Source organism: Micromonospora deserti (genome assembly GCF_003236335.1).
Classification (GTDB): Bacteria; Actinomycetota; Actinomycetes; order Mycobacteriales; family Micromonosporaceae; genus Micromonospora; species Micromonospora deserti.
On the sequence record NZ_POUB01000102.1, the window covers coordinates 1 to 19366 of the forward strand.

Annotated in this window: 23 protein-coding genes and 1 pseudogene; 15 read left to right on the forward strand and 9 right to left on the reverse strand. The window is 73.4% G+C overall.

Features of this window, described 5'->3' with window-relative positions:
• The first annotated feature begins 224 nt into the window (after positions 1-224).
• Positions 225-1130: an SDR family NAD(P)-dependent oxidoreductase gene (locus C1I99_RS16045; protein WP_111135027.1), complete on the forward strand. Its 906-nt coding sequence runs from the start codon at positions 225-227 to the stop codon at positions 1128-1130.
• Positions 1131-1146: 16 nt separating this feature from the next.
• On the opposite strand, the gene C1I99_RS16050 is transcribed toward C1I99_RS16045, so the two are convergent.
• A complete protein-coding gene (locus tag C1I99_RS16050) occupies positions 1147-1653 on the reverse strand; it encodes a DUF4190 domain-containing protein (protein WP_111135044.1) in 507 nt (168 codons plus the stop codon).
• A 174-nt stretch (positions 1654-1827) separates the two neighbouring features.
• Here C1I99_RS16050 and C1I99_RS16055 point away from each other — a divergent pair, with 174 nt between their 5' ends.
• Positions 1828-3024, forward strand: coding sequence for an acyl-CoA dehydrogenase family protein (locus C1I99_RS16055; RefSeq protein ID WP_111135028.1), 1197 nt, complete (start codon positions 1828-1830; stop codon positions 3022-3024).
• Between the two features lie 105 nt (positions 3025-3129).
• Here C1I99_RS16055 and C1I99_RS16060 read toward each other — a convergent pair whose 3' ends face one another.
• Together C1I99_RS16060 and C1I99_RS16065 are read right to left on the reverse strand one after the other, a co-directional pair.
• On the reverse strand, positions 3130-3537 hold the full coding sequence (locus C1I99_RS16060) for a CoA-binding protein (RefSeq protein ID WP_111135045.1): 408 nt from the start codon (positions 3535-3537) through the stop codon (positions 3130-3132).
• Positions 3538-3616: 79 nt separating this feature from the next.
• Positions 3617-5503, reverse strand: coding sequence for an intein-containing Rv2578c family radical SAM protein (locus tag C1I99_RS16065; RefSeq protein ID WP_111135029.1), 1887 nt, complete (start codon positions 5501-5503; stop codon positions 3617-3619).
• Positions 5504-5604: 101 nt separating this feature from the next.
• On the opposite strand from C1I99_RS16065, the gene C1I99_RS16070 reads away from it, so the two are divergent.
• Positions 5605-6024 (forward strand): thiol-disulfide oxidoreductase DCC family protein, encoded by a 420-nt coding sequence (locus C1I99_RS16070; RefSeq protein ID WP_111135030.1) that lies wholly within the window; start codon positions 5605-5607, stop codon positions 6022-6024.
• Between the two features lie 55 nt (positions 6025-6079).
• On the opposite strand, the gene C1I99_RS16075 is transcribed toward C1I99_RS16070, so the two are convergent.
• The 3 genes from C1I99_RS16075 to trxA all read right to left on the reverse strand — a co-directional run bounded on the left by C1I99_RS16075 (position 6080) and on the right by trxA (position 7955).
• Complete coding sequence (locus C1I99_RS16075) at positions 6080-7006, reverse strand: HTTM domain-containing protein (RefSeq protein ID WP_111135031.1); 927 nt, start codon at positions 7004-7006, stop codon at positions 6080-6082.
• Positions 7003-7443, reverse strand: a complete 441-nt coding sequence (locus tag C1I99_RS16080; RefSeq protein ID WP_111135032.1) for a hypothetical protein — start codon at positions 7441-7443, stop codon at positions 7003-7005. Before C1I99_RS16080 ends, C1I99_RS16075 begins: the two co-directional genes overlap by 4 nt.
• 149 nt (positions 7444-7592) lie before the next feature.
• Entirely contained in the window at positions 7593-7955 is a 363-nt protein-coding gene (gene trxA / locus C1I99_RS16085) for a thioredoxin (RefSeq protein ID WP_111135033.1), read from the reverse strand.
• A 550-nt stretch (positions 7956-8505) separates the two neighbouring features.
• Between trxA and C1I99_RS16090 the strand changes: the two genes are divergently transcribed.
• The 11 genes from C1I99_RS16090 to C1I99_RS16135 all read left to right on the forward strand — a co-directional run bounded on the left by C1I99_RS16090 (position 8506) and on the right by C1I99_RS16135 (position 17016).
• Positions 8506-9021: a MaoC family dehydratase gene (locus C1I99_RS16090; protein ID WP_111135034.1), complete on the forward strand. Its 516-nt coding sequence runs from the start codon at positions 8506-8508 to the stop codon at positions 9019-9021.
• 100 nt (positions 9022-9121) lie between these two features.
• Positions 9122-9628 carry a hypothetical protein gene (locus C1I99_RS16095; protein WP_111135046.1) on the forward strand — a complete coding sequence of 169 codons (507 nt, stop codon included), beginning with the start codon at positions 9122-9124 and terminating at the stop codon, positions 9626-9628.
• 91 nt (positions 9629-9719) lie between these two features.
• Positions 9720-10343, forward strand: a complete 624-nt coding sequence (locus C1I99_RS16100) for a TrmH family RNA methyltransferase (RefSeq protein WP_111135035.1) — start codon at positions 9720-9722, stop codon at positions 10341-10343.
• A gap of 123 nt (positions 10344-10466) precedes the next feature.
• Positions 10467-11153 (forward strand): DUF6758 family protein, encoded by a 687-nt coding sequence (locus tag C1I99_RS16105; RefSeq protein WP_325049211.1) that lies wholly within the window; start codon positions 10467-10469, stop codon positions 11151-11153.
• Positions 11154-11273: 120 nt separating this feature from the next.
• Positions 11274-11432: a hypothetical protein gene (locus tag C1I99_RS33345; protein ID WP_007455302.1), complete on the forward strand. Its 159-nt coding sequence runs from the start codon at positions 11274-11276 to the stop codon at positions 11430-11432.
• A 6-nt stretch (positions 11433-11438) separates the two neighbouring features.
• On the forward strand, positions 11439-12314 hold the full coding sequence (locus C1I99_RS16110) for a PH domain-containing protein (RefSeq protein WP_111135036.1): 876 nt from the start codon (positions 11439-11441) through the stop codon (positions 12312-12314).
• A 103-nt stretch (positions 12315-12417) separates the two neighbouring features.
• Positions 12418-13140, forward strand: a complete 723-nt coding sequence (locus C1I99_RS16115; RefSeq protein ID WP_111135037.1) for a SigE family RNA polymerase sigma factor — start codon at positions 12418-12420, stop codon at positions 13138-13140.
• Complete coding sequence (locus C1I99_RS16120) at positions 13137-14423, forward strand: hypothetical protein (RefSeq protein WP_111135048.1); 1287 nt, start codon at positions 13137-13139, stop codon at positions 14421-14423. The genes C1I99_RS16115 and C1I99_RS16120 overlap by 4 nt, the downstream gene beginning before the upstream one ends.
• Positions 14424-14512: 89 nt before the next feature.
• Positions 14513-15379: a PHP domain-containing protein gene (locus C1I99_RS16125; RefSeq protein WP_111135038.1), complete on the forward strand. Its 867-nt coding sequence runs from the start codon at positions 14513-14515 to the stop codon at positions 15377-15379.
• A gap of 40 nt (positions 15380-15419) precedes the next feature.
• Complete coding sequence (locus tag C1I99_RS16130; RefSeq protein ID WP_111135039.1) at positions 15420-16034, forward strand: MarC family protein; 615 nt, start codon at positions 15420-15422, stop codon at positions 16032-16034.
• A 139-nt stretch (positions 16035-16173) separates the two neighbouring features.
• Positions 16174-17016 (forward strand): RecB family exonuclease, encoded by an 843-nt coding sequence (locus tag C1I99_RS16135; protein ID WP_438941415.1) that lies wholly within the window; start codon positions 16174-16176, stop codon positions 17014-17016.
• Positions 17017-17037: 21 nt separating this feature from the next.
• On the opposite strand, the gene C1I99_RS16140 is transcribed toward C1I99_RS16135, so the two are convergent.
• Both C1I99_RS16140 and C1I99_RS16145 read right to left on the reverse strand, forming a co-directional pair.
• Positions 17038-17958: an oxygenase MpaB family protein gene (locus tag C1I99_RS16140; RefSeq protein ID WP_111135041.1), complete on the reverse strand. Its 921-nt coding sequence runs from the start codon at positions 17956-17958 to the stop codon at positions 17038-17040.
• Between the two features lie 40 nt (positions 17959-17998).
• Complete coding sequence (locus C1I99_RS16145) at positions 17999-18427, reverse strand: Fur family transcriptional regulator (RefSeq protein ID WP_111135042.1); 429 nt, start codon at positions 18425-18427, stop codon at positions 17999-18001.
• 193 nt (positions 18428-18620) lie between these two features.
• On the opposite strand from C1I99_RS16145, the gene C1I99_RS16150 reads away from it, so the two are divergent.
• Complete coding sequence (locus C1I99_RS16150) at positions 18621-19103, forward strand: DUF2231 domain-containing protein (protein WP_111135043.1); 483 nt, start codon at positions 18621-18623, stop codon at positions 19101-19103.
• A 66-nt stretch (positions 19104-19169) separates the two neighbouring features.
• On the opposite strand, the pseudogene C1I99_RS16155 reads toward C1I99_RS16150, so the two are convergent.
• Positions 19170-19366 (reverse strand): annotated as a pseudogene (locus C1I99_RS16155) (hypothetical protein); the annotation flags it as partial.

Sequence of the window (19366 nt, forward strand, 5' to 3'; positions counted from 1 at the left end):
GGGATGGTCGGACCGCTCATCGGGAGGGTCGGGTCGGCCGGTGGGCCGGACTGCTGGCCTGAGCGCGCCGGGTCGCTCCAGCCGCCGGACGGCGGGGGATATGTCATTCGTCATCTCCGTTGGGTGCGGGTGCGCCGTCAGGGTAGCCAGCCGCCGGCAAACCGGTGACCTCCCCCACCGGGTGCCGCGTTGCCCACGCCCGGGCAAGCGGGCAGGATCCTGGCATGGCGATTGACGCGCGGACCGCGGACCGTTCCGGCAGCCGACCGAGACGGGACGCCAGTCGTCCTGGCCTGTCCCGGCGGGGCCGGGTCGCGCCCGCGCCCGCGGCCACCGGCCAGGACGAGCCGGCGCCGCTGCCGGAGCCGGTGACCATGCGGCTCGACGGGAAGGTCGCCCTGGTCACCGGGGCGGGCAGTCCCGACGGGATCGGGTACGCGACGGCGCGGCGGCTGACCGATCTCGGTGCCCGGGTCGCCATCGTCTCCACCACCCGGCGTATCCACGAGCGCGCCAGTGAGCTGGGGGTGACCGGCTTCGTCGCGGACCTCACCGACGAGTCCGAGGTCGGCGCGCTGGCTGACGCGGTCGCCGAGCAGCTCGGCGACGTCGAGGTGCTGGTCAACAACGCCGGGCTGGCCAGCCGGGCCAGTCCGGAGGTGTTGCGCCCGGTGGCCCAGCTCAGCTATGACGAGTGGCGGGGCGAGATCGACCGGAACCTCACCACCGCCTTCCTGTGCAGCCGGGCGTTCATCGGCGGGATGGCCGAGCGGGGCTGGGGTCGGATCGTCAACCTCGCGGCCACCGCCGGGCCGGTGAACGCCCTGCCCACCGAGGCGGCGTACGCCGCGGCCAAGGCGGGTGTCGTCGGGCTGACCCGGGCGTTGGCGATGGAGATGATCGCCGACGGGGTGACCGTGAACGCGGTGGCGCCGGGCACCATCCACACCGCCGCATCCACGATGGCCGAGATCAAGCAGGGCCTGGGCACGCCGGTCGGCCGGCCCGGCACGCCCGACGAGGTGGCGGCGGCGATCACCTTCCTCTGTTCCCCGGCGGCGTCGTACATCACCGGGCAGATGCTGGTGGTGGACGGCGGTAACAGCGTCCGGGAGGCGCAGTTCCGGTGACGGGGCGACGTCGGGGTCAGTAGGTGGTGCCGCCGCCGTCGCCGGCGACCGCCACCACGACCAGCCAGCCGCAGCAGGCCAGCAGCCCGAGCCCGGTGAAGACGTAGCTGAGGATCAGCCCCCAGGTGGCGAGCTGGTCGCCCTCCTCGCCGGTGGTGCGGATCTGCCGTTTCGCCAGGTGGCCGAGCACGATGCCGGCCGGGGCGAAGACGAACGCCAGGACCAGCGAGAGGATGGCCAGCACGTTGGTGCCGCCCCGGCCGGGGCCGGCCGGCGGGCCGTACTGCCCGTAGGGCACCTGCGGGGCGTACGGCGGCTGCTGCCCCCAGTGCTGACCGTGCGGCGGCTGCTGCCCCTCATGCTGGCCGTGCGGCGACTCGCCCGGCGGCGGCCCGTACGACGGCGGCTGACCGTACTGCGGCGGCTGCCCGGGCCCCGGCGGCTCGGGACCGGCGGCGGGCTGCTCCCAGGGCGAGGGTGGCCGGTCCGGATCCGGCGGGCCCGGCGGCGGTGGCTGGCTCACGGTCTCCTCCTCCTGCCGGCGGATCACGTCCCTCTTGCCGGACGCTACCCGCAGCGGTGAACCTTTTCACAGCGGTTGTATGGACTGGTCACCTTGGCCGCGACCGCTGTGGGGCCGATACTGACCCAGCGTTCAGTTACCCATGAGTAATGCGCCGATCCCCCGGAGGCTGAGATGGCCCGACTCGCCCAGACGCCCGGCCTGACCGACGTGCAGCGGTCGATCCTGGAAACCGTGCGGGAGTTCGCGGACAAGGAGATCATCCCGCACGCCCAGCGGCTGGAACACGCCGACGAGTACCCGGCCGACATCCTCGACGGGATGCGCGAGATGGGCCTCTTCGGTCTCACCATCGCCGAGGAGTACGGCGGGCTCGGCGAGTCACTGCTGACCTACGCCCTGGTGGTCGAGGAGCTCTCCCGGGGCTGGATGTCCATCTCCGGCATCGTCAACACGCACTTCATCGTGGCGTACCTGATCTCCCAGCACGGCTCGGCCGAGCAGAAGTCCCGGCTGCTGCCGAAGATGGCCACCGGTGAGGTGCGCGGCGCGTTCTCGATGTCCGAGCCGGAGTGTGGCTCCGACGTCTCGGCGATCAAGTCGAAGGCGGTCCGAGACGGCGACAACTACGTGCTCAACGGCCAGAAGATGTGGCTGACCAACGGGGCGTACTCGTCGGTGGTGGCGACCCTGGTCAAGACCGACACCGGCGCCGACTCGGTCTACGGCAACATGAGCACCTTCCTGCTGGAGAAGGAGCCCGGCTTCGGCGAGACGGCACCCGGCCTCACCATCCCAGGCAAGATCGACAAGATGGGCTACAAGGGGGTCGAGACCACCGAGATGGTCCTCGACGGCGTCACCGTCCCCGAGACCGCCATCCTCGGCGGGGCCGACAAGCTCGGCCGCGGCTTCTACCAGATGATGGACGGTATCGAGGTCGGCCGGGTCAACGTGGCCGCCCGCGCCTGCGGCATCTCGATCCGGGCCTTCGAGTTGGCCGTCGCGTACGCCCAGCAGCGACGGACCTTCGGCCAGCCGCTCGCCAGGCACCAGGCCATCGCGTTCAAGCTCGCCGAGATGGGCACGAAGATCGAGGCAGCCCACGCCCTCATGGTCAACGCCGCCCGGCTCAAGGACGCCGGCCAGCGCAACGACGTCGAGGCCGGCATGGCCAAGCTGCTCGCCTCCGAGTACTGCGCCGAGGTGGTGCAGGAGGCGTTCCGCATCCACGGCGGCTACGGCTACTCCAAGGAGTACGAGATCGAGCGGCTGATGCGGGAGGCCCCGTTCCTGCTCATCGGCGAGGGCACCTCGGAGATCCAGAAGACCATCATCTCCCGCGGCCTGCTCAAGGAGTACAAGCTCTGACGGCACGGTCCGCAGCGCCGGGCGGTGGTGCCGGTCAGTGGCGCCGCCCGGCGTGCCCTGTCGCCAGCGCGGCGAGTGCCGGCTCCAGACCCGGTCGCGGCCAGGTCAGGGGAGCCGGGTGAGGCCGGCGGCGGCGCGCTCGACGATGAGGCAGCGATCCTCGACGTAGTCGATGCCCGCCTCGGTGGCGATCCGCCGCGCCTCGGGCGAGACGATGCCGAGTTGCAACCAGACGGCCGGGGCGCCGATCGCCACCGCCTCGCGGACCACCTCGGCCGCGTCCTCGGCGGGGCGGAACACGTCGACCAGGTCGACCGGGTGCGGGATCTCGGCCAGCGAGCGGTAGACCCGCTCACCGAAGAGCTCGTCGGCGGTCGGGTTGACCGGGATGATCCGCCAGCCGTACCGCTGTATCTGCAACGGCACGCCGTGCGCGGCCTTGCGTGGGTCGCGGGACGCGCCCACGACGGCGATCACGGCGGAGTCGGCGAGGATCTGCTGAGCGGAGCGCACCCGCCGACTGTAACCCCGCCCGGCCCGGAAACCCGCCAGGGAGCCGACGCCGGCGGACCGCACCCCCGGGCCGTCGGGCTCAGAGCAGGCTGAGCTGTTCAGTGGCCGGAGGCGGAGGCCCCGGCTCGGGTAGCCGGCGGTTGTCGCCGCGCTCGGCGCGGTGCAGCCCGTGCCGGCGGGCCGCGATCCGTACCCGGGCGGTGAGCTCCCGCTGGTAGGACTGCGGGGCGTACGCCCCGGAGCGGTAGAGCTCGCGATAGCGGGGGACCAGGTGCGGGAACTCCCGGCCGAGCCAGCGGGCGTACCACTCCCGGGCGCCGGGGCGCAGGTGCAGCGCCATCGGGGTCACGCTGACCGCCCCGGCGGCGGCGATCGCCGACACGGTGGCGTCGATCGACTCGTCGCTGTCGCTGAGCCCGGGCAGGATCGGTGCCATCAGCACGCCCACCGGGAACCCGGCGTCGGTCAGTGCCCGGACGGCGCCCAGCCGGCGCCGCGGGCTCGGCGTGCCCGGCTCCACCGCCCGCCACAGCCGCTCGTCGACGAATCCCACCGAGTACGAGACGCCGACCCGGGTCACCCCGGCGGCCTGGCGCAACAGCGGCAGGTCACGCAGGATCAGCGTGCCCTTGGTGAGGATCGAGAACGGGTTGGCGAAGTCGCGCAGCGCCGCGATGATCTGCGGCATGAGCTGGTAGCGCCCTTCGGCCCGCTGGTAGCAGTCGACGTTGGTGCCCATCGCGATGTGCGCGCCCCGCCAGCGCGGCGCGGCCAGCTCCCGCCGGACCAACTCGCCGGCGTTTACCTTGACGATTACCTGCCGGTCGAAGTCCGCCCCCGCGTCGAGGTCGAGGTAGGTGTGGGTGTTGCGGGCGAAGCAGTTGTGGCTCACCACGCCGTCGGCGATGAAGTCTCCGGTGCCGGTGGTGATGTCCCACATCGGCAGCTCCAGGCCGAGTGGCTCGACGGCGGTGACCCGCGGCGCGGCCGTACGCGGCACCGGGACACCCTCGATCAGCCGGCCACGCCGGCGCGTCGGCTCGGTCAGGTGCAGGAACCGCAGTCGCTCGCGCAGCCCGCCGGTGAGCCGGAGCTGCCGGGGGCGGCCGGGAAGATTGTGGTCTTCCCGGACGAAGGTGAAACCGAAGTGGTCGAGCGCCGTCGTGACCCGGCGGAGGCCGTCGTCGTCGACGGTGATCCGCAGGGCGTCGCTGCTGCAGGTGCCCGCCGCGTCGAAGACCCCGGCCAGGAGGCCGAGGAGCCAGTCATCGCTGGGAACAGCCGACGGCCCCGCCCGATCGTCGCTGGCGTCGGTAGCGACCGAAGGGTCGGCGCGCTCGCCCCCGGGCGCCATCGCGCGGAGATAGCCGCGGCGGTAGTCGGCGGACCCCTTGTGTCCCTCGTGGAACCGGCCGGTGCCGATGAGGCGTTCGCCGCACCGCAGAGGCCGGCGCCGGCCAGCGTCGGGTGAGACGTACCGCCAGCCCTGGTCGGAGAGGAAGCGGTGGTCGCCGCTGCCGACGAGCGTGGTGCCGTCCTCCAGGGTCACCCGGTACGCGGGCTTCACGGTGGACCACGTGGCCAGCACGGTGGTGACGACGTAGCGCCGGTGGCCACCCCGGCGCTGCGTGCCGTAGATCCGGTCGCCTGGCTCAAGCTCGCTGATCGGCCTCGTGCGCCCGTCCGCCATCAGGATGGGAGTGTCACCGGCGACGCAGTACACGCACGCATGGGAGCAGCCCCGGTAGGGGTTGATCGTCCACTCGAAGGGGACGCGGGCGGCGCCGGGCACCCGGTTGATGATCGACTTTGCCCGCACCTCGTGGAACGTCATCCCGGCGAAGCCGGGAGTGTCGAAGGTGCGGGTGACGGCACCGGGCAGCGCCAGCGGCAGGGGTGGCGTCGCTGGCGCTGCCCGGTCGGGGACCCCCTCATCCGGGGGAGCGGAGAGGTTGTCCCAGCGCATGGCCACTATTCGAACATGTGTGCGATAGATGTGCAAGCAACCCCCCGTGTTCCCGGTCACCTCGACGTCCGGCCGCCCAGCGACAGGTGGAGGATGGGGGCATGGAGAGGTCGACGTTCGTCTACGACGGGGACTGCGCGTTCTGCACCCGGTGCGCCGAGTTCATCGACCGGCGAATCCCCACCGATGCCCGGGTGGTGCCCTGGCAGTTCGCCGACCTGGCCGCGCTCGGCCTGACCGAGGGTGAGTGTGAGCAGGCGGTGCAATGGGTGGGCGCGGACGGCAGCCGTGCCGCCGGCCCGGACGCGATCGCCCGGCTGCTCGCTGACAGCGGGCCGCGGTGGCGGGTCGCCGCCGCCGGCCTCCGGTTCCCGCCGGTACGCGCCGCCGCCTGGCCGGCGTACCGCTGGGTGGCCCGCAACCGGCACCGGCTCCCTGGTGGCACGGCCGCGTGCGCGCTGCCGCAGGAGGCGCGGGAGCGCCTCTACGGCCCCGCGGGCCGCCCCACGCCGGGCACCTGAGCGCCACCCGGGATGTCGGCGGCCGGGCCCGACGCGCCGGCACCGCACCGTGCGGTCAGCCTCGGGCCGGGCCGACGGCGGGTGCCGGGCCGCCGAGTGGAGGCGCGTCGGCCGCGACGGCCCGGGCGCCGGCCGTCCCGCCACCGTCCCGGCCGCGCCGGTTGCCGACCAGCCGGCGGGCCCAGACGACCGGGCGGACCCGTTCCAGCGGCAGGAAGCTGGTCATCGCCACCAGGTGCGGGGCGAACGAGATGGTGATGGTTGCCATGGTGACCAGGTGGAACGAGTAGAAGAAGCCGATCGCCTGCAGCCGCCAGCGCTCCCGTAGCAGGAAGATCGCCGGGCTGAGCAGCTCGAACGCGACGATGCCGAACTGCGCCGCGATCAGCAGGTACGGCACGCCGGCGATCAGGTCGGCCAGCTCGGTGCCGCGCCGGATGACCGCCCGAGCCAGCACCGAGCCGGTCAGCCAGTCCAGCCCGCCGAAGCGCAACTTCGCCCAGGCGGCCAGGAAGTACGTGCAGATGACGGCGATCTGGGTGACCCGCAGTGCCCACCCGGCGGCTTCGCTGCGGGTCGGATCGCCGTGCCGGGCGCGACCGGCGGCGGGCAGCACGGCGAGTGCGACGAGCAGGCCGAAGCGGTCGTGGTCGACCTTGCCGTAGCTCATCGCGACGATCATCCACTCGAAGTACAGCGCGAAGACCGCCCAGCCGAGCAGTCGGGGCGCCCGTCCGGTCGCGGCGAGCAGCGCGAGCGGCAGCAGGGCCCAGAAGATCACCGCCACCAGGGCCGGTGTCGGGGTGGGCAGCGGCAGCACCCGGCCGACCAGCAGCGGCTGGTAGAGCTCGCCCGGCACGGAGACCCGGGTGCGTACCCACGGGGTGAAGAAGACCAGGTCGGCGGCGACGAAGAGATAGACCAGCGTGCGGAAGGCGGCGATCCGGCCGCGCGGTACCGCCTCGGTCAGCCAGCCGGTCACCGGCTCGCCTCCCAGCGCACCACGGTCTCGTCCGTCCACCGACCGGTGGGACGCCCGTCCCGGATGCCGTGCCAGCGGACCACGATGCGTACCTCGACCAGCGCCGGGGCGCCCGGGTGGCGTTCGGCGTACGCGTCGGCCACCTCCGCGAGCAGGGCGGGCTCGGCGGAGTACCGGTCCTGCTGGCCCTCGATCTCGGCCCGCCGGATGCCGGTGGCGTCCTGGCCGAGGTCGATCACCGCGCCGGTGCTGTCCACGCCCTCCACGCGGGTGTCCGGCGCGGGGGAGTTCGGCGGGTTCGAGGTCGAGTACATCCGGAACGGCCCGAACGGGAAGTGGTCGTCGGTGCCCCACACGGTGCCAGCCAGCAGCAGAGCCAGGCCGAGTGCGGTGGCGACGACGCGGGCCGCGCGCCCCCGGGTGGTCAAGGTCTCCATCGGCTCGTGACGATACGGGACGTACCGCCCCGCCGGATCGGTCCGATGGTCACTCCTGCCTGCCCGTGTCGCTGTCGGTGATCGTCACGGACACCACGACGGCCGGGCCCCCGAAGGGAGCCCGGCCGTCGTCGACGAGCCTGGTCGGCTCAGTGCTTGTGCTCGGCCAGCTTCTTGCGGACGTCGTCCATGTCGAGGGCCTGGACCTGCTCAATCAGGTTCTCCAGGGCCGACTCGGGCAGGGCGCCCGGCTGGGCGAAGACGATCACACCGTCGCGGATCGCCATGATGGTCGGGATCGAGCGGATGTCGAACTTGGCCCCCAGCGCCTGCTGCGCCTCGGTGTCGACCTTGCCGAAGACGATGTCGGGGTGCTTCTCCGAGGAGCGCTCGTAGACCGGGGCGAACCGCTTGCACGGGCCGCACCACTCGGCCCAGAAGTCGACCAGCACCACGCCGTCGCGGCTGGTCACCTCGTCGAAGTTTGCCGTGGTCAGCTCTACGGTTGCCATGGGAGTCTCTCCGATCACCGCTGAATAGCTACGTCTGGTTGAACCAGGCCGTACCCCGTCGAATTCCCGCCCCGGGCGGCACGAAACGTCGTCCGACGGCTACCTGATGTTTCCCGGCTCATCGACGGACATCTGTCACGCTCGGGAGTGCGGGACGCAAGTGCAAGTAGCATTTGCGTAACGAGCGGTAATGGGAGCGATTCCATAGAGATCGGCACGATCGAGGAATACGAATCGGTAACTTGGCGCTTGACAAGGAGCAATCCGGCGTCTAAAGATCGCTTCAACCTCCCGTCATGATTACTCTGGGTAATGTTACAAAAAGATAAATGTGACCTTCGTCTCTGTCCCACCGGACGGGCGTACGGCAGAATCTTGACCATCAGAGCGTGGGCGGCGGGTGCCGGGGAGGGCCCCGCCGCTCATTGCGTCTGCGGTCGGGTCGGGCCGGGTGTGAGATTTCCCCACCGCCCGCGCCCCGCCAGTCGCCTTAACCCTCGATAAGGCATGCTGTGCCGAACTCCATCGCCGCCCGTCGAAGGGGACAAGGATGCAGTTCGGCCGCTACTACGAGGAGTTCGAGGTCGGCGCGGTCTACCGGCACTGGCCGGGCAAGACCGTCACCGAGTACGACGACCACCTCTTCTGCCTGCTCACCATGAACCACCACCCGCTGCACATGGACGCGCACTACGCCGAGACGGCGAGCCAGTTCAAGCGCAACGTCGTGGTCGGCAACTACATCTACTCCCTGCTCCTCGGCATGTCGGTGCCGGACGTCAGCGGCAAGGCCATCGCCAACCTGGAGATCGAGTCGCTGCGGCACGTGGCACCGACCTTCCACGGCGACACCATCTACGGCGAGACCACGGTGCTGGACAAGCGGGAGTCGTCCTCCAAGCCGGACCGGGGGGTGGTCGCGGTGGAGACCCGGGGCTACAACCAGGACGGCACCCTGGTCTGCGTCTTCCGCCGCAAGGTGATGGTCCCCAAGCGGGAGTACGCGGCCACCGCAGTGCCCGAGGGAGTCGACCCGGAGCGGCCGAGCTTCCCCGAGCCGCGCTGACCCCGGGCGTACGCCCCGGCGGCAGGGCCCCTTCCCGGCGGATCCGGGTGGAAGGGGCCCTTTTCCCGATCCGGGGCATATGCTGGCGCCGGAGGTCCCCATGAGCCACTCCGTCGCCGGAGAGCCGCCCTCTACCGGCCGCCGCGCCGCACCGTCGACCACCGCCGTCTACTCCGCCGCCGAGTGGGATCTGCTGACCAGCCTGCCCGGCCAGGTCATCGTGGCCGCCGCAGCCCCCGGCCCCGGTCGGCCCCGCCGCGGGGTCGCCGCCGGCCTGGCCGGCCTGGACGCCGTGGCGGCGGGCCGGGCCTTCGACAGTGACCTGGTCCGTGCCGTGGTCGCCGCCATCTACGCCCGGCACGACGGCACGCCCCCGCCGGCCGATCGGCTGACCGACCTGGTGGACCTGCTCGCCGCCTGCCGGGCCGCGGTCCGGGTGCTGGGCCGGCGGGCCGACCCCGCCGACTCGGCGGCATACCGGCAGTGGGTGCAGTCGGTCGCCGCCCGGGTCTGCCGGGCCGCGCCGGCCGGGGGCGCGGAGCTGCCGCCGGCCCCCGTCGACCGCCGGTTTCTGGACCGGCTCGGCGGCGCGCTGGGGCTTGGTTGACCCGGTCCCCGGGGCCGCGTCACCGGTGCGCGACCGGCCCCTCGTATGCCTTGGCCGGGCGCGGGGGTGAGCGCGGGTACCCTGCGTCACCGTGACCGGTGAGCAGCTCGACGTCGGCGTGGGACCCTGGCCCGGGGACCCGCCGGACGACCCGCGGTACGACCCGGAACTGCTCGCCGAGGGCGACCGGCGCAACGTGGTCGACCGCTACCGTTACTGGCGGCGCGAGGCGGTGGTGGCCGACCTGGACCGCCGCCGGCACGACTTCCACGTGGCGATCGAGAACTGGCAGCACGACTTCAACATCGGCACGGTGGTCCGCAACGCCAATGCCTTCCTCGCCGCCGAGGTGCACATCGTCGGCCGCCGCCGGTGGAACCGCCGGGGTGCCATGGTGACCGACCGCTACCAGCACGTGCGGCACCACGAGACCATCGACGAGTTCGTCGCGTGGGCGGCCGACCGGCGGCTGCCCGTGGTCGGCATCGACAACCTGCCCGGCTCGCGACCGCTGGAGACGACCACGCTGCCGCGACGCTGCGTCCTGCTCTTCGGTCAGGAGGGGCCGGGGCTCTCCGACCCGGCCCGCGCCGCCTGCGACCAGCTCTTCTCCATCGCCCAGTACGGCTCCACCCGTTCGATCAACGCCGGGGTGGCCAGCGGGATCGCCATGCACGCCTGGATCCGGGCGCACGCCGGGCCGCCCCCCGACTGACCGGCGCGTACCCGGGCGCCCGCGATGATCCGCCGGATCACGTCCACCGGCTGGCGCACGGAAACCGGCGCTCCGCTTGACGGCGCGCCGGAGCGGGGTGACCGTGAGGTGGTGAGCGTCGCGGTGAGTTGTCCGAGGTGCGGTGGCCCGGTGCGGCCGCCGGACCTGATGCACTCCGAGTCGCGCTGCCTGGACTGCGGGCCGGTTCCCCCGCTGCACGTCCCGGAACACATCGGGGCGGAGATCGTGGCCAGTGTCGTCGACCGGGTCACCGCCGCCGCGGCCCCGCCGCGCCGGCCGGTGGTGCCGCTCTGGTGCCCCTGGCCGCTGCCGCCCGGCTGGACGATGACCGGCGTGGCGTACGCCGGGGACGACCGCACCGGGGTCCGCGCCACCGCGGTGGCCTGCGCGGGGCCGGCGCCGTTCGGTGGCGGCCCGGCCGACCTGGTCTTCGTGGCCGAGGAGCCGGGCGTCGGGCTGGGCACCCGGTTCGCCGGCATGACCGGCCCCGACCCCGGACCGCAGCTCGCCGAGGCGCTGACCGATCCCGGCCCGGGGCACCCCGGGCACGTCGGGCAGGCCCGGATCAAGGTCGCCGGCCACCCGACTCCACTGTGGCTCGTGAATTCGCCCATGGATAGAAGCGCGTACGCCGGCGAGGCTCGGGGAATGTGGCTGCATGCGATAGCCTGGCCGGCGAGTGCGGGTCACCTGCTCGCGGAGGATGTCGTGCTGCACGACCTGACCGAGTGGACTCCGCCCGAACTCGTGTACGGCGCACCATCTCCGTACCTGCACGGGAAGGCTTGACATGCCGCCCCGGAATGCCGGAGAACGGGCGCAGCAGATATTCACTGTACGACAGCACGCTGATACTCTGGGTACCGCTGCGGTAATGGGACCCGGCGCCGCGCGAGAGGATGGCCCGCCATGGTCAAGAAGGTCCTCACCTGGGCCGGAATCGCGTTCTTGATCTTCTTCGTCGCCTACCGGCCGAACTCCGCGGCGGATGTGTTCAAGTCGCTGGGTGGCGGCATCATGGACATCGCACAGGGCTTCGGCGACTTCTTCACCAGCCTCGTGGCGTAGCCGCCGATGGGAAACCCCTCCGGCCCGCCCTTCGATCCCGACGACCCAGACCGGGAGCGCCGGGAGCGCGACACCGAGCCGATCCCGCGGATCGGGCCCGACGACGGTCCCGGCTACGGCTCCGGTCCCGGCTTCTCCGACGGCCCCTCCCTTTCGGACGACGCCGGTCTGGGCGACGGCCCCGGTTACGCCGGCGAGGGCCGTTCCGGCCGCGCCTGGATCCGCGACCCCGAGGCCGGCTACCAGCCGCCGCAGATCTCCGAGGAGGAGCTGGCCGGCCTGCGGGCCGACGCGGCCGGCAACACGCCCCGGCGGGTACTGCCGCTGGAGGACGAGCCCAGCTCGCTGGTCGCCCGCTACCTCTTCCCCACCGAGCGCTACCGGGGCGAGTGGAAGCGGCACTGGATCCACCTCTCCACCCCGATCATCGTCGGCATCGCGGCGACGTTCGTGCTCGGCTACCTCTCCGGCTTTCTCGCCGGGCAGGACGTCGGGGCGCTCACCACGATCGCCGTCCTGCTCTGGTTCGCGGTGATGGGGTGGGTGGCCTGGCGGGTCGCCGACTGGTGGTACGACCGCTTCATCCTGACCAACAAGCGGGTGATGGTCGTCAACGGCATCATCACCCGGCAGGTCGCGATGATGCCCCTGGTCCGGGTCACCGACATGAAGTACGAGCAGACCCCGGCCGGCCGGGCGCTCAACTACGGCACCTTCGTGCTGGAGTCCGCCGGTCAGGAGCAGGCGCTCCGCGAGATCAAGAACCTGCCCAACCCCAACGAGCTCTACCTGCGCGTCGTCGAAGAGATGTACGAGCCGCAGGCGGTCGAGGCGCGGCTGGGCAAGGAGGCCGACGAGGCCAGGGCCGACGACGGGGCGTGAAACTTTTCGTCCGAACATCGGAGAAACTGCGCACCATTTGCCGTCGACCCGGCCCGCCTCACCGTGGCAGCCTGCCAGGCAGGACGGGGAGCGGAGGTGAGCGGTGGCGAGCACGGACCCGCTGGAGGACGAGTTCCGCGATTTCGTCGCGGCCCGCTCCAGTGCCCTGCTGCGCACCGCGTACCTGCTCACCGGGGACTGGGCCACCGCCGAGGACCTGCTGCAGACCGCGCTGACCAAGACGTACCTGGCCTGGAAGCGGCTTGGCGGGATCGAGGCGATCGAGCCGTACGCCCGCCGGGTCATGGTGAACACCTCCACCAGCTGGTGGCGCCGCCGCTGGCACGGTGAGCGCCCCACGGAGGTGCTGCCGGAGCGGGCCGGGATCGACGAGATCGAGCAGCAGCTCGACCGGGACCTGCTCTGGCGGCACCTCAGCGCACTGCCCAGCCGGCAACGCGCGGTGCTGGTGCTGCGCTTCTACGAGGACCTGTCGGAGGCGCAGACCGCGGCCCTGCTCGACATCTCGCCCGGCACCGTGAAGAGCCAGACCTCCCGTGCCCTGGCCACCCTGCGCCGCCGGATGGGCGCCGAGGCGGCCGCCGACCTGCCCGCCGAGCCGGCCGGGCCGGGCGCCACCCGTACCGCCAGGCCGGCCGCCCCCGCGCCCGGTGAGCCGCGAGTAGCCGGTACGGCGGCGCCGGCCGGCGTCGGACCGCCGGCGCAGACGCCGGTCCCCGTCGGACCATCGACCGGCGTGGTCGCCGCCCGCCCGGCCCGGTCCACCGCCGTGCCGGCCGGCACCGCCGCAGGGGAGTGCCGGTGAGCGGCTTCCCGACCCGTCCTGACAACCGGACCGGTGGCCCGGCGCGTCCATTGGGCGTGACGCCGGACGAGCTGGAGCAGGCGGTGCGGGAGAGCCTCGCCCGCCAGGTCGCCGTGCCGCGTCCGCTCGCCGCCGACCTGGCCGGGCTGGCCATCCGGCAGGCCGACCGGATCCGCCGTCGACGCACCCTGACCGGGGTGGCCCTGGCGGCGGTGGCCACGGTCGCCGTCAGCGCCGGGATGGTCCAGCTCGGGCAGGGGCACGGCGGGCCCCGGCAGCCCACCGTCGTGCTCGGCGACCCGTACGCCTCCGCACTGGCCAGCCCGCCCCCGGCGCCGTCGGCGGCCGTCCCGGTTGCCCCCGACCTCGGCGCGGGCCGGGCCGAGGTCGACCTGCTCCTGGGCGACGTGCTCGCCACCAGCGACGGCCGGCGGCTGACCCTCGCCGGCGTCGGCCCGGCGGAGCGCGCCCAGCGACTCCCCGAAGGCGGCGGCTGGTTGGTAAGCGGCGCGCCGACGGCCGCCGGCCGCTCGCTCTGGCTGGTGCTGCCCGACGGTTCGGTCAGCGTGCTGCTGGCCGGGGCGGAGGAGATCGCCCTCACCCCGGACGGGCGCCAGGTGGCCTGGCGGGAGGGGGCGGAGCTGGTGGCGGCGGGAATCGTCGGCACCCAGCTCGTGGCGACCGTCCGCACGCCGGCGCCGGCCGCCGCGGCTCCCGCCGGCTTCGTCGGCGACGCCGTGCTGGTGCGCCTCGACCCAGACCGGCCCGGGCACGCGCTGTGGCGGCCGGCGGCGGGGCCGCTGGAGACGGGCACCGACCAGGCGAGCCTGCACCTTTACGGCACCCGCCAGGACGGCCTGCTGGTCGGCCAGGTCTCCGCCGGCACGCCGCGCCGGGCCTGCCTGGCTCTGCTCGACCCGGCCCGGGGCCTCGCCCAGGTGCGGACGGGCTGCGGCCCGGCCCTGAGCGCCGACGGGTACGGCGCGGTGTCGCTCGATGGGCGCTGGCTGCTGGTCAACGGGCGGACGGACGGCAGGGACTCGGCGCTCCTGGTCGACCTGGACCGGCTCGGCTCCGCGGCGGCGGCCCGACCGGCCGGCCCGCCGGTGCGCGGGGTGGTGGCCTGGACACCGCATGGGTGCGCGATCCACGCCGACGCCGACGGCCGACTGGTGCGTGTCGAGGTCGACCGGGTACTCGGTGGCGAGTCGGCGGTGCCGACCCGGGTGAGCGGCCTGCGTCCCGGGGAGAGCCCACTGCCGGTCACCGGCGCCGACTTCTGATCACCCGCCGGCCGCCGCGGCTCACCCCGCAGGTGCCCCTGCGGCTTCCGCCCCGCCGGTGTCCCGCGGCTGCCGGTAGCGTCTGGGCGGTGAACGCCCGGCCGCGCATCGACCTGCACACCCACTCCACCGCCAGCGACGGCACGCTCAGCCCCGCCGGGTTGGTGCGCGCGGCCGCGGCGGCCGGGCTGGACGTGCTGGCGATCACCGACCACGACACCACCGCCGGCTGGGCGCCGGCGGTGCGGGCGCTGCCCACCGGGCTCCGCCTGGTCCGCGGCGCGGAACTCTCCTGCCGGTGGTTCGGCGCGCAGCCGCCGGTGCCGCTGCACCTGCTGGCGTACCTCTTCGATCCGGACCATCCGGAGCTCGTCGCCGAGCTGGCCCGGGTACGCGCCGCCCGGGAGGAGCGGGGCGAGCGGATCGTGGCGCTGCTGCGGGCCGACGGGATCGAGGTGAACTGGCCGGAGATCCTGGCCGGGGCGGGCGGCGGGACGGTGGGCCGGCCGCACATCGCGCAGGCGCTGATCCGGGCCGGGCTGGTGGCGACCACGACCGAGGCGTTCGGCCCGGACTGGCTCGGCGAGCGCTACCGGCTGCCCAAGGAGGACATCGACGTCTTCCACGCGGTCCGGCTGGTCCGCGCGGCCGGCGGCGTGCCCGTCTTCGCCCACCCGCGCGCCACCCGGCGCGGGCGGACCGTGCCGGACGAGCTGATCGCCGAGCTGGCGGCGGTGGGTCTCGCCGGGCTGGAGGCCGACCACGAGGACCACTCGCCGGCCGAGCGGGCGCACGTGCACGCCCTGGCCGCCGACCTCGGCCTGCTGGTGACCGGCTCGTCGGATTTCCACGGCACGCACAAGACCGTCCAGCTGGGCGCGTTCACCACCGCCCAGGAGTCGTACGAGCGGATCGTCGCCGAGGCGGCCGGGGTGATCGAGGTCGCTTCCGGCTGATCCACGTTGCCATCTCCCGGCATGCGGCTACCTTGATCACGTGGATGGCAAGCTCTTCGGCGAGGTCTTCGTGACCCTTCTGGTGATCGTCGACCCGCCCGGCATGATGCCCATCTTCCTCGCGCTGACCGGTCCGCTGTCGGCCAGGGACCGGAACCGGGCGGCCTGGCAGGCCGTCGCGCTGGCGCTCGGCGTGATCGTGATCTTCGCGGTGGCCGGGCAGACCCTGCTGGACTACCTGCACGTGGACCTGCCGGCGCTCCAGGCCGCCGGCGGGCTGCTGCTCGTACTGGTGGCGTTGGAGCTGCTCACCGGTAAGGCCGACGACCCGAGTCAGCAGACCACCTCGAACATCGCGCTGGTGCCACTGGGCACGCCGCTGCTCGCCGGCCCCGGCGCCATCGTGGCGACCATGCTCTTCGTCCAGCAGGCCGACGGCCTACCCGACTACACGGCGATCGCCGCCGCGATCGTGGCGGTGATGCTCGCGGTCTGGGTGGTGCTCCGGTTCTCCGGCGGGATCGTCAAGGTCCTGCGACCGGGCGGGATCGAGGTGCTGACCCGGATCGCCGGCCTGCTGCTGGCCGCGATCGCGGTGCAGCTCATCGCCGACGCGGTGGCCGCGTTCGTGACCCAGTACGTCAACATGGGCTGACCGCTCGCCGGGTTTGTCGGGGTCGGATGGCAGGATCGCAGGGGTGCGACGCCCCTCTTCAGCCGGACGACCCTCCGCCGCCGGCGGGCGGGCCCCCCGCCCTCGCGACGGGCAGCCCGAGCAGCTCGGCTTCGAGGGCATGCCGGAGCGGCTCTTCGTCTGCACCCCCAGCAAACTCGGCGCGTACGCGGACTGCCCGCGGCGCTACCGCTACTCCTACGTCGACCGCCCCGCCCCAGCGAAGGGCCCGCCTTGGGCGCACAACTCCCTCGGCGCCAGCGTGCACACGGCGTTGAAGAACTGGTACGCCCTGCCCCCCGACCGTCGCCGCCCGGAGGCGCTCGCCACGCTGCTCAAGGGCACCTGGGTCCGGGACGGCTACCGGGACGACGAGCAGGAGCGCTCCGCCTACCGCCGCGCGCTGGGCTGGCTCGAGTCCTACGTCGAGTCACTGGAGCCGGGGGTCGACCCGCTCGGTGTGGAGCGGGTGGTCGCGGTGAAGACCGGGGTGCTGGCGTTCAACGGCCGCGCCGACCGGATCGACTCGCGTCCCGGTCCGGCCGGCCCCGAGCTGGTGATCGTCGACTACAAGACCGGCCGCACCGGCCTGGACGCCGACGACGCGCGCGGCTCGCAGGCGCTGGCCCTCTACGCGTACGCCGCCGAGCGGGTGTTCCGCCGGCCGTGCCGCCGGGTCGAGCTGCACCACCTGCCCAGCGGCACGGTCGCCGCGCACGAGCACACCGCCGAGTCCCTGGCCCGGCAGGTCAGCCGGGCCGAGGACACCGCGCGGGACATCATGGCCGCCGAGCGGGCGGTCGCCGACGGCACCGACCCGGACGACGCCTTCCCGACCACGCCGGGCCCCCGCTGCGGCTGGTGCGACTACCGGCGCACCTGCCCGGCGGGGGCGCAGGCCCCGGGCAAGGAGCCCTGGGCGGCCGTCGACCGCCCCGCCGAGCCGCCCGCCGTCCAGGACTGAGCCCTCTGACCGGCGTCGGGGTCAACCGGGTTGCGGCAGCTCGGGGTCTTGCGGCCTCAGGGCGGGCCCGTGGGTGCTCGGCTGGCGATCCTGGGTGCCGGTGAGCCGGGCGGCGCGTTCCTTCGCGGCCTGCTGCAACGGCCCCTCCCGCCAGCGGCGGGGCAGCGCGGCGAGGGCCAGCCGGAGCGCCCGTACGGTCAGGTCGGCCGAGAGCGCCGTGGTCGGCAGGCCCAGGCCGCCGTACATCCGCCGGGCCCAGGCCGGCAGCAGCGCCAGCGCGGTGCCGGCGATGCCGAGGTACGCCCACCTGGGCGGCCCGAGGTTGAGCCCGATCCGGGCGGGCAGGCCGAGCTTCCACGGGAACGGCGGGGCGGTGAGGAAGAGCGCGGTCTCGGCCGCCTGACGGGTCATCCGCAGCTGGGGGCGGACCTGCCGGTAGTACTCCGCCACCTCGGCGGCGGTGCCCGGCACGTCGGCCGGATCCAGGCCGACCAGAGCGGCGGCGCGCCGCTGCTCGGTGTAGTAGCCGTCGACCTCGTCGGCGGTCAACGGCAGCCCGGCCCGGCGTGCCGTGTCGAGGAAGGACTCCACCTCGGTGACGTGCACCCAGAGCAGGAGGTCCGGCTCGTCGATGCGGAACCGCTCGCCGGTGGACGGGTCGACCGCCCGCATCCGGGCGTGCAGCCGGCGCAGCCGCTGCCCGGCCGCCTCCGCCTCGGCGGTGGTGCCGTAGACGGTGATCCCCACATAGGTGGCGGTGCGGACCAGGCGGCCCCAGGCGTCGGAGCGGTAGTTGCTGTTCTGCGCGACTCCGGCCATCGCCCGGGGGTGCAGCGCCTGCAGGTAGAGCGAACGCAGGCCGGCGACGATCAGGATCGGCTCCTCGTGCACCTTCCACGTGACCGAACCCGGTCCGAACAGGCCGAGGTCATCGGAGTCCACCCGACCAAGGGTGCCACGCCCGGGGACGGCGCGGGGGCCGTCAGTCGTCGGCGGTGCGGCGGGCCTGGCAGGTCGGGCAGAGGCCCCAGAAGGTCACTTCCGCCTCGTCGACCTCGAAGCCGTGGTCGATGTCCGGGTCCAGGCAGGGGGCGCTGCCAACCGCGCAGTCGATGTCGGCGATCTCGCCGCAGCCGCGGCAGACCACGTGGTGGTGGTTGTCGCCGGTCCGGGCCTCGTAGCGGGCGGGACTGCCGGCCGGCTCGATCCGGCGGGACAGGCCGGCCCGGGAGAGCGCGCCCAGCACGTCGTAGACGGCCTGGGTGGAGACGGAGTCGAGGCGTTCGCGTACCCGGCGGGTGATCTCGTCCACCTCGAGGTGACCGCCGGCGGCCAGCACGTCGAGCACGGCGAGGCGCGGTCGGGTGACCCGCAGGCCCTTCGACCGGAGCAGCTCCTCGCCACTGGACATCTGCCAATGACAGCACGCGGACCGGGGGCCGACAACCGAGCTGGGGCGCAGGGTGGTCACGACCACAGGCCGGATCTGCCGAAACGCGTGAACCGGACCGGGGCGGGGTGCGTGTGCCCCGATGAGAGCCTGGGCGGTCCGACCGGCGCATCGTACGCTGGCATCCCGCGACCGCGTTCTGCCGGAGGTGTCGATGTTCAAGGAGATCCTGGGTCTGCCGGCGCACGCGCTGGTGGTGCACGCGGTGGTGGTCTTCGTACCGCTGCTGGCGCTGCTGTCCGCCGCGTACGTGGCGCTGCCGCGGTTCCGGTCCCGGCTGGACTGGGCGGTGGCGATCCTGGCCGTGGTGGGCCCGGTGACAGCCTTCGTGGCGGTCCAGTCCGGCGAGGCGCTGACCGACGTGTTCGTCGCCCGGGGCCTGCAGGGTCCAATCGTCGAGCAGATCTTCGAGCACTCCCGGTACGGCGACCTGCTGTTTCGCTACACCCTGCCGCTCGGGATCGCGGCTCTGGTGCTGCTCGTGGTGACCAGCGGACACCCCCGGGTGCCGAAGCTGCCGTACTGGGTGACCCCGGCGCTGTCGGTCGCGGTGCTGGCGCTGGCGGTGGCCAGCCTCGTCTACGTCTACCTCACCGGGCACTCGGGCGCCGAGGCGGTCTGGGGCAACACGCTCTGACCGACGGCCGGCGGGCCACGCCGGCACCCGGCCCGGGCCGGAGGAGTTCCCGAGCACGGGGGCGGGTCAGAAGACCAGCCGCGAGCAGAGCAGGCAGACCAGGATCACCAGCACCACCCCGGCCACCGCGCCGATGCCGTAGGTCAGCCGCTGCGCCCGCTGCTCGGCCGCGTCCAACCGGACCATGTCCTGCGGCGGAAGCCGCCGGGGTGGCACCGGCTGCAGGTGCACCGGCGGTCGCCACCCGGCCGGGGGTGGGGTGG